Below are 13,262 nucleotides of genomic sequence, written 5' to 3'. Positions count from 1 at the left end.
GCGGTATCGTCGGGAGGAATCTCCGAAATCGCTCCCACCGAACTCGCAACTACCGAAATCGCTCCCGAACCGCCTCGCGGTCCACCGTCCCGGAGGTGGTCCGCGGCAGTTCGGCGGCGGTGTCGAGCAGACGTGGGTGTTTGTATCCCGCGAGGCGTCCGTCGCAGAATTCCCGGAGCGAGTCGAGCGTGACGGACGCGTCGTCGGCGGGCACGACGAGCGCGGCGACTCGCTCGCCCCATTCGTCGTCCTCGACGCCCGCGACCGCGACCTCGGCCACGTCCGGATGGTCGCGGAGCACGTCGACGACCTCGCCGGGGTGGACGTTCTCGCCGCCGGTGAGGATGCGGTCGAAGCGGCGGTTCAACACCCACAGTCGGCCGCCTTCGTCGCGGTACCCGACGTCGCCCGTCCGCAAGCCGCGCTCGCAAAACGCCTCCTCGGTCGCCTTGGGATTCCCGTAGTACCCCGCCATCACGGTCGGCCCGGAGACGACGAGTTCGCCCGGTTCTCCGCGCGGCGCCAGCGATCCGTCGTCGCGGACGACGGAGACGTCCGTGAACACCAGCGGCCGTCCGACGGTGCCGACGTACGACGCCGCTTCGTCGGGGCTGGCGGTGGCGATTTGGGAGGCCGTTTCCGTCATGCCGTAGGTGGGGCACACCGGAACGCCGCGGTCCGTACACTCCTCGATGAGGTCGTCGCGGGCGGGCGCGCCGCCGAGGAGGACGAACCGGAGCGAGTCGGGGAGGTCCCCCCCATCGAGGAGTCGCCGAAGCATGGTCGGGACGAGCGAGATGCCGGTCGGTCCGTACTCGCGGAGGTGAGATAGGGTTTCCTCCGCGTCGAACCCCTCCTGCAGGACGACCGCCGTCCCGTACAGCGTCGAACGGAGGAGCGGCGCGAGTCCGCCCATGTGATACGTCGAAAGGCAGAGGTGCCAACGGTCGGCGGGGAGGACGCCGAGGCGGAACGCCGAGGCGGTCGCGCTGGCGTACAGGTTGCCCATCGTGAGCGTGACGGCCTTTGGATTGCCGGTCGTCCCCGACGTGAACAGGAGCACTTGCGGGTCCTCGCGCGACCAGTCGGCGGGCGTGAACGCCGCCGGGCCGCGGTCGGCGAGCGTCGTGTCCGACGGGTCGACCGAGACGACGGGGACGTCCCCCGCCGCGTCGCGGGCGACCGATTCCGTCTCGGCTTCGCAGACGAGCGCCGAGAGGTCCGTTACGGCCACCTGCCGCCGGAGTTCCGGCGTGGCGAGGCGGACGTTCAGCGGGACGAGTACGCACCCGAGTCGCATCGCCGCATGAACGAGGACGACGCCATCCATCCGCGTCTCCATCAGCATGCCGAGGTGGTCGCCCTCCCGAAGCCCCAGCGCCGCGAGTTTTCCCGCGGTTACCTCGACCGCAGAATCGAGTCGCTCGTAGGTCCATTCGATCCCGTCCGTCGCCTCGACGATGGCGGTCGCCGCGGGCGACGCGTCGGCACGGTGTGTCAGCCAGTCGTTCATCGCGCACCCCACGTGTCCGCCACGCCGTTGCCCGGTTCCTGCGGGACGCCGACAGCCCCGTCCACGAGTCGCGTCCGGTCGGGGCCCAAGTCGCGGGCCAACAGCGTTCCGGTCGCCAACCCGCAGGCGGGGCGGTCGGGAATCGCCGCCGCCGCGTGAACCGCCGCCGTTCGGGCCACGACGCCGTCGATGGTCGTCGTGACGACAGGTGTGACGCCCGAATCGCGGGCGCGGTCGGCGACCTCGACGGCCCTGTCCGGACCGCCGAGCACCATCGGCTTGCAGATGAGCACGTCGGCGGCGTCGGCCTCCAGAATCGCATCGACCGACGAATCGACGAGAGACTCGTCTACCGCGACGCCGACCGACCGACCGCGAAGGTCGGTCAATCCCTCGACGTCCGTCAACGAAAGGGGTTGTTCGACGTACGCGACCCCGAGGGTATCGAGTTTGTGGAACGCTTCGCGCGCCTGTGTGCGCGACCAACCACCGTTCGCGTCTGCGCGGAGTTCCACCTCGGACCCGACAGAGTCCCGTACCGCTCGGAGTCGAGCCACGTCGTCCGTCACCGACCGCGCGCCGATTTTCACCTTCACGCACTCGAAACCCGCATCGACCGCCTCGTTCACCGCCGCCACCGTCTCGTCGCGTGGGGCGTCGCCGACGGTCGCGTTCGTCGGAACGGCTTCGACCCGCTCCGTCCCGCCGAGGTACCGATATAGCGGCTCTTCCGCCCGCTTCGATCGGAGATCCGCCAGCGCGAGCGAGACGCCGTGTCTGGCCGCCGGCGTCGCTTCGAGGCTGGAGAGTTCCGTTTCGGGGTCATCGACGTGTGCGATAGCCGCCCGACAGGCGGGGAGCGATTCCGTCCACCCCGGAAGCGGCGTCGCTTCGCCGATGCCTACCTCGTCGCCGTCCTCGATGCGGACGAGGATGCCCTTCCGGTGCTCGATGGCTCCGTGAGCCGTGTCGAGCGGCGATGTCAACGGAAGCGAAAACTCGTGTGTCTCGACGTTCATGCCACCATTCCGAGGGCGAAGCAGACCGAGTAGGCGGCCAGCAGCTTTCCGGTCTGTTCGAGGGCGGGGTTGAGGGCTTCCCCGGACGTTTTCGTGAGGACTGTCCGTGCGACCATCGCGGCGTAGGGAACCGTCAGGAGCGGCAGGAGGACGCCGACCCCGAACGCCGCGGTCGCGGCGAAGTAGACGGGGACGAGGTAGGCGAGCGCGAGCATGCCGAGGTACTCGCCGCGACTCGCTCGGTAGCCGATGAGCACCGCGAGCGTCCGCTTACCGGCTTTCCGGTCGTTCTCCAGGTCGCGGATGTTATTCACGACGAGGATGTTCGTCGAAATCGCCGCGACGGGGAGACTTGCGAGAAACGCGTGCATCGTGACGGTTCCCCCGGGGACTCCGATGGAAAACGGGGCGGCGAGAATCTGTGCGGCCTGTACGTAGAACGTCCCCATCACGGCGATGACGCCGAAGAAGACGAAGACGAACAGGTCGCCCAATCCGTTGGAACCGAGCGGGAACGGCCCGCCCGCGTAGGCGATGCCGCTGACGACGCTGGCGAGACCGATGACGAGAATCGGAAGGCCGCCGACGTAGACCAGGTAGACCCCGACGACGATGGCGAGCAGGAAGGTGCCGTACATCGCCTGCTTGACTTTGCTCGGGGAGATGAGCCCCGACTGAGTGACGCGGGTAAAACCCGTTCGTTCGTCGGTATCGACGCCCTTCACGGCGTCGTAGTAGTCGTTTGCGAAGTTCGTGCCGACTTGGATGAGCGCCGCGCCGACGAGCGCCGCGAGCGCAGGGAGGGGCGCAAACAGCCCCTCGTGGAGCGCGAAGCCGACGCCGACGATGACGGGCGCGGCGGCGGCCGGGAGCGTGTGTGGGCGGGCCGCCATCAGCCACGCTTTCCGTCGGGAGATTTCGGTGGCCGTATCGTTCATTATCGAGATAGTTCCCGCGAGAGGTGTATAGCATCTACGGTTTCAGGAAACTCCACCGGCGTTTTCGCTTACTGTCTCGGAGCCGAACTCGATACCGCGACGGTGGTTTAAGTAGTTCTCGTGACAAGGTGGAGTTATGGACGGTACGGCGGTCGTTCTCTGGTACTCGTCGTTCGACAGCAATCGCTCGATTTTCGGTGGCGACCGCTCGGTTCGACGTTACATCTCCTCGGCTCTGTTGAAATCCTCAGAGAGTTACAGATACGGCTAGTAGTGTGAATGAATGCAGGCCCTCCCGAAGTCGCGGTTACTCCGGTTCGTTGAGCAGGCGTATCACTTGGCTCGGCGAGCTGTTGCTCGCTACTCCTCGAAGTTCTCGAAACGGCGGTACACACTCCACCAACACATCGTCTTACTCTGCCTCAAGGTTCGGAAGAATACGACGTACCGGATGCTTCTTGACGAACTTATCGAGATGCCCCGGATTCGGAGAGCTATTGGCCTTCAGGAACTCCCGTCGCCCTCAACGTTGTGTAAAGCGTTCAACCGACTCGACACGGCTGTTTGGCGGGTTCTTCTCAACCTCTCAGCCACGCTTCTCCCGACCAATGGTGTCGTCGGGATTGATGCCTCGGGTTTTGACCGAAGTCACGCCTCGAAGCACTACACGAAACGGACGAAGCTGACGATTCAGCAGTTGAAAGTCACACTTCTCGTGGACACGAGGGTGAACGCCATCATCGACTTAGACGTGACAACGACACGGAAACACGACTCACAGATCGCACCGTCACTCATCAAGCGGAATACCGGGGAAGTAGCGATTCTCCTCGGTGACAAGGGATACGACGAACAGAAGGTTCGCGCGTTAGCCCGTGAAACTGGTGCTCGTCCGCTCATCAAACACCGCGAATTTTCGTCACTCCACAAAGCGTGGAATGCTCGACTGGACGCTGCCCTCTACGGTCAGCGCAGTCAAAACGAGACGGTAAACTCTCGCCTCAAACGTAAATACGGTGCATTCGTCCGCTCACGTCACTGGTGGAAACAGTTCCGTGAACTTGTTGTCGGCTGTCTCACTCACAACATCGACAAGACACTCTGAACGTTAGATATAGAGCGTCAGTCTATCAGCGGGAATCTCAACTTCTCGAAGTTCTGTCAATTCCATCGTGCTGCATACACAGCGCGTATCGGTCATTAGTGACACCGGTCACGATTCGACAGATAGCAACTTCTCATTGCCAAAGCAGACCCTGTTTCAGAATTGTAATAACAATCTCTTTGAACCCATCATACCCGCTCCAACCGAGTTCATCATGAGCGTCCTTATTCGCTGCAACGACTTCCAGGAGAGACAACAGCTCGATAACCGCCTCTGGGCGGATCTCTGTGATGTATCCCTCACTTCGATTCTGAATATCTGCAATCAAGGGAGTCATCCGATTCGAGATGTCGTCTCGCAGCTCGGCGAAGTCCTGTCCATTCACGGCCTGCACGATCTGCTGTGGATTATGATGACTTCGCAGAAGCAAGGGGCGCTGTTCGAACTCGGCTACCCATCTCCGGAATAACCGGTCGAGCTGCTCGTCGGAATCCGTGAGCCCTTCTAGCTCGGCCTCAACCGCGTTAATCAATTCGTTCTGTTCGCGGAGGAGCACCCGAATGTATAGCCCCGATTTGCTATCAAAAAACTGGTAGAACGTCCCCTCACCGATCCCAACTTGTTCCGTGATGTCTTGCATCGTCGTCTTCTGGAACCCATATCTGGTGAAAAGATCACGCCCGGTCTCCACGAGCCGTTCCTCTATCTCACGTCGCTCTTCGTCACTGAAACCGCTCATATCGATCCGTCGCTCTGTAGAGTAATGAGCGTATTGCTCATCGCTCATGAGCGAAAGAGTGAATTACTCATACACTCAAGACACAGGTATGCAACGACAAGAGCACTGTGAGAGAATGGTCAATCCCTCGGGGACCTTCCCTGTAGCACATAGCTACGAGTCGCTTGTGGACGAATGAGTGTGATCCGTGCGGAAGGCCTCGAATACACATACCACGGCAGCGACCACCAGGCACTGAAAGGACTGGATTTCGAGGTTCAGCCTGGCGAAGTGTTCGGATTTCTCGGTCCAAGCGGAGCCGGAAAGACCACGACGCAGAAAATCCTGACTGGACTCCTCGACGATTACGAGGGAGGTGCAACAGTCTTGGACCGGCCGGTGGTCGAGTGGGGATCCGACCTGTATCGCCACATCGGTGTCTCTCCGGAAACGCCGACTCTCTATCAGAAACTCACCGGACGCGAGAACCTCGAGCTGTTCGGGTCTCTGTACGGGGGACACAAACGAGACCCCCTCGAACTGCTCGATACTGTCGGTATCGCCGACGCAGTTGACCGTCGCGTCGGCACCTACTCGAAAGGGATGCAGATGCGCCTGAACTTTGTCCGATCGCTACTGCACGACCCAGAGCTCGTGTTTCTCGATGAACCAACGGGTGGCATCGATCCGAGCAGCGCCCGGGATGTGATGAGCGTCATCGAATCCCTCCGTGACAACGGAACGACGGTCTTTCTCACGACCCACGACATGACCGTCGCAGACCGACTCTGCGACCGCGTCGCGTTCATCGTGAACGGTGCGCTCCCGGTCGTCGATACGCCGCGCCAGCTGAAGATCGCACATGGTCAGCAACGTGTCCGTGTCGAATACCGGGAGGAGGGCGAGCTCCTCTCTCAGGAGTTCCCGCTTGATGACCTCGGGACGAACGATGCGTTCCAAGACCTTCTTGCGCGCAATGAGGTTGAGACGATTCACTCCGAAGAGGCGACCCTGGCCGATGTGTTCATCGAGATAACTGGTGAAACACTCCAATGAGGTCCAATCAAAGCGCAAGACAGGATGATGCTCACCAGGAGCGGTCGGCGGTCCATCCGGTCGTCGAGATGCTCAAATGGGATATTCGCCTTCAGTTTCGATATGGAATCATCCCTGTCTATGTGGTACTCACGAGCCTGTTAGTGCTGGGACTCCAGCTCGCCGGGCAGGACATTAACCCGGATATAGTCATTTTACTGATCGCAACAGACCCGGCTGTGCTCGGATTTTACTTTATCGCCGTGCTGGTGCTATACGAGAAGACAGAAGGAGTCCTCCAAGCGCTCGTTGTCTCACCGCTCGACGCCACCGGCTATCTCTTTTCGAAGGCCGCTTCGCTCTCTACTCTTGCCGTCAGTGCATCGTTCGCTGTCGCGGTCTCCGAATTTGGACTCTCGCCCCGAATCGCGGTCCTCTTGTTCGGAGTTCTTCTTTCCTCGTTGCTTATCGTTTTTCTTGGGTTCGTTGCCGTCTCTCGCTTCGATTCGATAAACGAGTTTTTCCTGAGCGCCGCTGTCTGGGGTACTATCCTCTTCTCACCGATTCTTGGATACCTAGGCTTATTCAATACGCCCGCATTCTACCTCCTCCCGGTTCAACCGCTCCTCATCACTATCGAGGCGGGCGTCCGTTCCGTCTCGTTGTGGAAGGTCATTTACGCGTTCGCATATCTAGTAGTGGGAACGACTCTCACGTTTTTGTGGGCCCGTCGGTCGTTCGACCGTGACATTCTTCGGCAGGGTGACCCTGGGCGGAAACTCGGGCACGGATCGACTCAATCGACTGGAATGGATCGATGGATGCCCATGCCGCAGTCTCCGTGGGTCGGTCTGCTCGTGACGGACGCCAAAAACTGGCTCCGTGATCCGATGTTAGCGTTTGCAGCGGCGGGTCCGTTGCTCCTCGCGGGAGTCATCCGAGTGATTGCCCCAGTCATCACTACGAGACTCGCCGGAATCGTTGATCTAACGGTGTACTATCCGGTGATCGCGGGATCGATGGCGGTGTTCGGGCCGGGAATTTTCGGCTTCATCGTCGGGATGCTCATCTTAGAAGACCGCGATACTGATATCCTCACTGCGTACCGAACATCCCCACTCTCACTAAACGGATATCTGCTCTACCGAGGCAGTACCACGTTCTTCTTCTCGTTTCTCTCCACGCTTCCGGCGTTGCTCGTCGTCGGTCTCGTACAGTCATCGGCACTGATCCTTCTCGGGACGGTGGTTCTAGGCGCCCTGAGTGGACCCGTCATCGGCTTAGTATTGGGGCTGGTGGCTTCGAACTCGATAGAGGGTATCGCGCTCAGTAAATTCATGAATATCGTTCTCCTCGGGCCAGCACTGGTCATTGCAGTGGTCTCTGAACCGCTTCAATTTCTTGCGAGCATCCTCCCGATGTACTGGCCGGTGAAAGTGTATGTTGCAGGAGTGACCGGGCAGTCAAATACGTTCGCCTTGTTTGTAATTGGAGTCGGTGTTCATCTGATAGCGCTTGTCAGCGTCGCCAAACTCGTAGTGCCGAAGACGATCACGAGACGGTAGAACACTGACTCAAGCGAGCAATCGTACGTTCTCTACTGACTACACTCTCTGTCTCGGCCACGCCGATAGACAATATGCGCCCAATCTGGCAGGAATCGTAGTGATACATATGCACACCCACCGAACGGCTATTCCAGCGAGACAAATGTTGGAACGATAGGATTTCAACAGAGCCATCTCCTCGTAATTAGTCGGCGACGCTCCGCGGGACGTCATTTAAGTGATTCTCGTCACAAGGTGGAGATATGGACGGTACGAGGTCGCTTCTGCGGTGAACCATGGCCCTCTGTGAGCGGTGGGTATCCAACCACCATCTCGCACGTCCACATTCGTCAGTCGGCGGACGGAACGTGGCTATTTTGCTCGGACGCCCGCCCGCCGGTCGTTTCGGCCATCTCGACGCCGATGGCTGCCGCCGCGAACGCGACGCCGAGGACGAGGAACCAGAGCGCGATGGTTAGTTTCTCCGATATCGGGAGGTCCATGTGGACGCCGAACTGTGACCCGCCCATCGCCACGACGACGAGCAGGGCACTCCATCGGTTACCCCGCGTCCGCCAGATGTCTTCCCGCCGGAGTATTAGCCATCCACCGAGCGCGTAGATGCCCCAGATGACCCCCGCCAACTGTACGTCCCAATACCCATCCGCGTACAGGACCGCAACAGGGAGAAAACCGGGGATGACTCCGACGAGCGCGGCCGTTCGATTCTTCATAGTTGTACTACCATTACGCGCGGAAAGTATCTTTGCATTGGGAAGAGTAGCCGACATTTCGCCGGATAGTGTCAACGGTCTCTCCCGAGGCACACCTTTGAACTATATCGACCGAGTAGTGGGACGCGATGCGTCAAACTGACGGCGGTTCGCACGTCGTTCACTGGCAGTCCGACGACGGGCGGAGTGTGAGCGACGACATGCCACTGCAACTGAGCAGACGCCCGGGGGACGGGACGGTCCGACGGGCCGACCTCCAGCGCGACCAGTCGGTTCGTCGCTGGGGTCCCGTCACGCCGAGCGCGACGGTCATCGGGCGGGCGGACTCGCCGGAATCGGATTTGAGCGAAAACGTCCGTCGGCTACACGAGGAGCGCCACTCCGCGATGGCGGGCCACAGCAGTCGGATGCACCAGCTCGACAAACTGCGGGTTAGCCACGCGCTCTGTAACGACCTGTCGGTGACGCCGTGGCAGCGAGACTGCGTTATCGGCATCATGAGCGAGTTGGATTTGACCGTCTTCGGGAGCCAGCGGGCCATCCCGAAGGTCGCGCTGGTCGTTATCCGTCACGTGGTAGACCGTGAGCGCGAACACTACCTCGGGTTGCACGACGACCGGTGGATTCGCCAACAGCCCCCAGAACGACTGACGGAGCTCTACGAGTCGTTTCAGTCGCTCACCGACGAGGAGCAATTCACCGAACTCACGACGAAACACGGACTGGATATCACGAGTCTGAATCGACTTCGGCGGGTCCTGAAACACCAAATCGAGGAACAGGACTTGGAGTTCGCCGTCCACGGCCGAAATCCGCACCGCGACCCGAACCTCCCGAGTTTGACGGACCGGTGGGGAGACGACGACCGTCGAGAGAACAGGGCGTAACGGGGATACGATGGCGACTGTCGTCACTGTCGCTCTGAGATGTAATGTACGGTAGAACCGGCCTCGTTCCGTCCATAGCCCCTCCTTGTCACGAGAACTACTTAAACGAAACCGCGGCAGCTATCGACGGTCGCGGGACATCAAGTGCGAAAAGAGCAGTCACTCGCGAGAAATGAGCATCGGAGAACCGGCCTCGAACCGTCCATATCTCCACCTTATCACGAGAACTACTTAAATGGAGAGCGATGGGGTTCCAGTTACTCGGAAAACGATATGTGCGGACGGTACGACCACCGTCGTATGAACGACGCCGTGCCGATTCGAGGGGCGAGGGAGGACGACGCTGCCGCCATCCAGCGCGTCGCTCGTGCCTCGTGGCACGCCGCCTACGACGACGTGATGGGCGCGGAAGCGGTCGAGGAAACCGTCGATTCGTGGTTCGCGGTCGAGAACGTCGTCGCCGACGTGAATCGCGACGAGCGCCCGTTCTTCGTCGCGGAGCGTAAGGGAACGGTGGTCGGGTTCGTCATCGGCATCCCGGACGGGGAACGCGAAGCGGGATTCCACCTCTATCGAATCTACGTCCATCCTGACCACTGGGGAGCGGGCGTCGGCACGCGACTGCTCGACCGGTTCGAGGCGGAACTACGGGGACAGAACGTGATGCGACTGCAACTGTCGGCCATCGGACCGAACGAGAACGCCATCGGCTTCTACGAAGCGCGTGGATTCGAGCGAATCGTGGAGAACTGGGACGACGACTTCGACTGTGAGCGATACGTGTACGATAAGGAACTCTGACGACCTACCGTCGTCGAATATCGACGTACAGCAGTGTGGTCGTCAGCAGAAATCCAAGGGCGAGAACGGGGAAAACGGGATTGAACGAGGTGCCGCAGTTCGATGCGGTCGTGTCTGCACAGTGGCCCATCGGCCGCATGCCGAAGAGCATCACGAGGACTCCGACGACGACGCCGAGAGCAGCGCTGCGACGCGTCCAATCGTCCATGAAGACACTCCGTGCGAGTTGTATGAGTGAAACCCCGCCCAGAAAGTAGACCATTACTGGAATCGAAAGCGGTGGCTTCGCGAACGCGAATTCGGTCCAGAACCACATCGCAACGACGACGAGGAACACTGAAATACCCGTTGCTGCCATCCCCGGTAGCAGGGTGTTGTTTCCATCGACTGTCTCAGTCATGTTCGTTTTTGTGTTTCTCCGGGAGAATATAATGCCTCTGTAGGGTGAAACGGTCGATTGACCTTCCGCTGAACGACTTTCCCGCCGCTTCGAAGTTCCTCTCCACGAACACCAGGCGGTCGGTCACTCACCGCGAGCGAGGAGCGTAGCGACGAGCGAGCGGGCCGACGACCGAGCGGAGTTCTCGTGAGCGAAGCGAACGAGAGTACGGAAGACGCTTTGCGTCTTCCGGAGCAACGCGAAGCGAGGGAGGAGTGCTTTTGGTCCAGCTTTTACAGGGAACCAATAAGAGCGATGGCGTTCGCCATCGCTCTCGTTTGTGACCGTCGTAAAAGGTGGGTGGTAAAAGGTGCTTAGTAATGCCACGGATAGTCCGAGAAGTCCGGGTCGCGCTTTTCCACGAACGCGTCCCGTCCCTCCTGCGCTTCGTCGGTCATGTACGCGAGGCGGGTCGCTTCCCCGGCGAACACCTGCTGGCCGACGAGGCCGTCGTCTTCGAGGTTGAAGGCGTACTTCAGCATGCGAATCGCGGTCGGACTCTTGCCGTTGATTTCCTCGGCCCAGTCCAGTGCCACCTCCTCCAGTTCCTCGTGCGGAACCGATTCGTTCACCATGCCCATCTCCTCGGCTTCCTCGGCGGAGTAGGTCTTGCCGACGAAGAATATCTCGCGGGCCTTCTTCTGGCCGACCTGCCGTGCGAGGTAGGCGGAACCGAACCCCCCGTCGAAACTCGCCACGTCGGGGTCGGTCTGGAGGAATTTGGCGTGCTCCTCGGACGCGAGGGTCATGTCGCAGACGACGTGGAGGCTGTGACCGCCGCCGACGGCCCATCCCGGAACGACGCAGATGACGGGTTTCGGGATGTGGCGGATGAGCCGCTGAACTTCGAGGATGTGCAGGCGGCCCGCCTCGGACGCGTCCTCGCTATCGGCATCCTCTCCCTGATATTCGTATCCCTCTCCCCCGCGCACACGCTGGTCGCCGCCGGAGCAGAACGCCCAGCCGTCGTCCTTCGGCGACGGCCCGTTGCCGGTGAGGAGGACGCAACCGACGTCCGACTGGCGTTTGGCGTGGTCCAACGCGCGATACAGTTCGTCCACCGTACCGGGGCGGAAGGCGTTTCGAACCTCCGGGCGGTCGAACGCGATGCGGACCGTTCCCTGGTCTTTGGCCCGGTGGTACGTGATATCGCGGAAATCGAAGTCGGAAATCTCCTCCCAACGCTCGGCGTCGAAGAGTTCTGATACCATACTCGAAACTGGCGGCGGGGCGGTCTAATAGGTTCCCGTCCGCTCTCGGTCGTTCGCCGGTCCTCGTTCGTTCGCTCGGTCGTCCGAAGTCCCGTGACCCGGCAAACCGCGGGGGGACTGCGAAGCTACTTGCCGCGCGAAAACGACGGCGGATACATGAAGACATCCGCACGGACAGACGCCTTCGAGCGGTCGGGCATCCGCGTGATGTTCGAACTCGCCGAGGAGCGAGGCGGCGACCTCGTTCGACTGGAAGTCGGCGAACCGGACTTCGACACCCCCGAACATGTCATCGACGCGGCGGCGGAAGCCGCCCGCGACGGCGCGACGCACTACACCTCCGGGGCCGGAATCCCCGAGCTCCGCGAAGCGATAGCCGAGCGAATGGAGACCGAGACGAACGTCCCCGTTTCGCCCGAAGAAGTGACGGTTACGAACGGCGGGATGGAGGCGCTATCGTTGGCGCTGTCCGCCATCGTGGACCCGGACGAGGAAGTCATCATCCCGACGCCCGCGTGGCCGAACTACCGAAATCAGGTTATCCTCGCCGGTGCGGAACCGGTCGAAGTGCCGCTGGCCGAGGAAAGCGGGTTCGACCTCGACTCGGACCGCATCATCGAGAACCTGAACGAGGACACCGCCGCCATCATCCTGACCACGCCGTCGAACCCCACGGGACGGATTTACGACGAGGACGCCGTGAAGGCGGTCGTCGAAGCGGCTGCCGACCACGACGCCTACGTCATCGCAGACGAGGTGTATGCGCGGTTGACGTACGACGACGACTACCGACGCATCACGTCGTACACCGACTACGAGGGCGTGCTGACGGTCGATTCCTGCTCGAAAACGTACGCCATGACGGGGTGGCGAATAGGATGGCTCGTCGGACCGGAGTCCATCGTCGAAGCCGCCACGAGCCTCGGGGAGAGTACGACCGCCTGTCCGTCGAGCGTCGGCCAGCAGGCCGCGCTCGCGGCGGTAACCGGCACACAGGAACCGGTTCACGAGATGCACGACGCGTTCCGCGAGCGCCGCGATTACCTGACCGAGCGCGTCGTCGAGATTCCGCACATCTCCTGTCCGCGTCCCGAGGGTGCGTTTTACACCTTCCTCGACGTGAGCGAATTGGACGGGTCGAGTTTCGACGTCGCGGAACGCCTGCTGTCCGATTACGGCGTCGTCACCGCACCCGGCGGCGCGTTCAGCGATGCTGGCGAGGGGTATCTCAGACTGAGCTTTGCCAACAGCCTCGACCGAATCGAACTCGGACTCGACAGAATAGAGCGGTTGGTTACGGACGAATTCGAATAAT

At 61.1% G+C, this 13,262-nt stretch carries 13 protein-coding genes; 6 read left to right on the top strand and 7 right to left on the bottom strand.

Annotation, left to right across the window (positions count from 1 at the left end; translation table 11 throughout):
* Positions 1 to 49: 49 nt before the first annotated feature.
* From menE to V5735_RS06120, 3 genes are read right to left on the bottom strand one after another with little or no spacing between them, the layout of a single operon-like run.
* Positions 50 to 1,513 (bottom strand): o-succinylbenzoate--CoA ligase, encoded by a 1,464-nt coding sequence (gene menE, locus V5735_RS06130; RefSeq protein ID WP_423745545.1) that lies wholly within the window; start codon positions 1,511 to 1,513, stop codon positions 50 to 52.
* Complete coding sequence (locus tag V5735_RS06125) at positions 1,510 to 2,532, bottom strand: mandelate racemase/muconate lactonizing enzyme family protein (RefSeq protein ID WP_423745544.1); 1,023 nt, start codon at positions 2,530 to 2,532, stop codon at positions 1,510 to 1,512. The genes menE and V5735_RS06125 overlap by 4 nt, the downstream gene beginning before the upstream one ends.
* A complete protein-coding gene (locus V5735_RS06120) occupies positions 2,529 to 3,470 on the bottom strand; it encodes a 1,4-dihydroxy-2-naphthoate polyprenyltransferase (protein ID WP_423745543.1) in 942 nt (313 codons plus the stop codon). Before V5735_RS06120 ends, V5735_RS06125 begins: the two co-directional genes overlap by 4 nt.
* 283 nt (positions 3,471 to 3,753) lie before the next feature.
* Between V5735_RS06120 and V5735_RS06115 the strand changes: the two genes are divergently transcribed.
* Positions 3,754 to 4,575 (top strand): IS5 family transposase, encoded by an 822-nt coding sequence (locus V5735_RS06115; protein ID WP_423745542.1) that lies wholly within the window; start codon positions 3,754 to 3,756, stop codon positions 4,573 to 4,575.
* A gap of 133 nt (positions 4,576 to 4,708) precedes the next feature.
* Here V5735_RS06115 and V5735_RS06110 read toward each other — a convergent pair whose 3' ends face one another.
* Positions 4,709 to 5,314: a TetR/AcrR family transcriptional regulator gene (locus V5735_RS06110; protein ID WP_423745541.1), complete on the bottom strand. Its 606-nt coding sequence runs from the start codon at positions 5,312 to 5,314 to the stop codon at positions 4,709 to 4,711.
* A gap of 174 nt (positions 5,315 to 5,488) precedes the next feature.
* Between V5735_RS06110 and V5735_RS06105 the strand changes: the two genes are divergently transcribed.
* Positions 5,489 to 6,349, top strand: a complete 861-nt coding sequence (locus V5735_RS06105; RefSeq protein WP_423745540.1) for an ATP-binding cassette domain-containing protein — start codon at positions 5,489 to 5,491, stop codon at positions 6,347 to 6,349.
* Positions 6,346 to 7,893: an ABC transporter gene (locus tag V5735_RS06100; protein ID WP_423745539.1), complete on the top strand. Its 1,548-nt coding sequence runs from the start codon at positions 6,346 to 6,348 to the stop codon at positions 7,891 to 7,893. The genes V5735_RS06105 and V5735_RS06100 overlap by 4 nt, the downstream gene beginning before the upstream one ends.
* A 332-nt stretch (positions 7,894 to 8,225) precedes the next feature.
* Here the strand turns inward: V5735_RS06100 and V5735_RS06095 are convergent, their stop codons facing one another.
* A complete protein-coding gene (locus V5735_RS06095; protein WP_423745538.1) occupies positions 8,226 to 8,609 on the bottom strand; it encodes a hypothetical protein in 384 nt (127 codons plus the stop codon).
* 128 nt (positions 8,610 to 8,737) lie between these two features.
* Between V5735_RS06095 and V5735_RS06090 the strand changes: the two genes are divergently transcribed.
* Both V5735_RS06090 and V5735_RS06085 read left to right on the top strand, forming a co-directional pair.
* The gene (locus V5735_RS06090; RefSeq protein WP_423745537.1) at positions 8,738 to 9,496 is read left to right on the top strand and encodes a DNA-directed RNA polymerase subunit epsilon; all 759 of its coding nucleotides are present in this window, start codon (positions 8,738 to 8,740) and stop codon (positions 9,494 to 9,496) included.
* A 300-nt stretch (positions 9,497 to 9,796) separates the two neighbouring features.
* The gene (locus V5735_RS06085; RefSeq protein WP_423745536.1) at positions 9,797 to 10,297 is read left to right on the top strand and encodes an N-acetyltransferase family protein; all 501 of its coding nucleotides are present in this window, start codon (positions 9,797 to 9,799) and stop codon (positions 10,295 to 10,297) included.
* A 4-nt stretch (positions 10,298 to 10,301) separates the two neighbouring features.
* On the opposite strand, the gene V5735_RS06080 is transcribed toward V5735_RS06085, so the two are convergent.
* Together V5735_RS06080 and V5735_RS06075 are read right to left on the bottom strand one after the other, a co-directional pair.
* Entirely contained in the window at positions 10,302 to 10,697 is a 396-nt protein-coding gene (locus V5735_RS06080; RefSeq protein WP_423745535.1) for a hypothetical protein, read from the bottom strand.
* A gap of 353 nt (positions 10,698 to 11,050) precedes the next feature.
* The gene (locus V5735_RS06075; RefSeq protein WP_423745534.1) at positions 11,051 to 11,947 is read right to left on the bottom strand and encodes a 1,4-dihydroxy-2-naphthoyl-CoA synthase; all 897 of its coding nucleotides are present in this window, start codon (positions 11,945 to 11,947) and stop codon (positions 11,051 to 11,053) included.
* Positions 11,948 to 12,103: 156 nt separating this feature from the next.
* Here V5735_RS06075 and V5735_RS06070 point away from each other — a divergent pair, with 156 nt between their 5' ends.
* Positions 12,104 to 13,261, top strand: coding sequence for a pyridoxal phosphate-dependent aminotransferase (locus V5735_RS06070; protein ID WP_423745533.1), 1,158 nt, complete (start codon positions 12,104 to 12,106; stop codon positions 13,259 to 13,261).
* The last annotated feature ends 1 nt before the right edge of the window (position 13,262 follow it).

Source organism: Haladaptatus sp. SPP-AMP-3 (genome assembly GCF_049568665.1).
Taxonomy (GTDB): domain Archaea; phylum Halobacteriota; class Halobacteria; order Halobacteriales; family Haladaptataceae; genus Haladaptatus; species Haladaptatus paucihalophilus.
The sequence above is the reverse complement of the archived record's forward strand: the minus strand, read 5'-3'. Positions and strand labels throughout refer to the sequence as shown.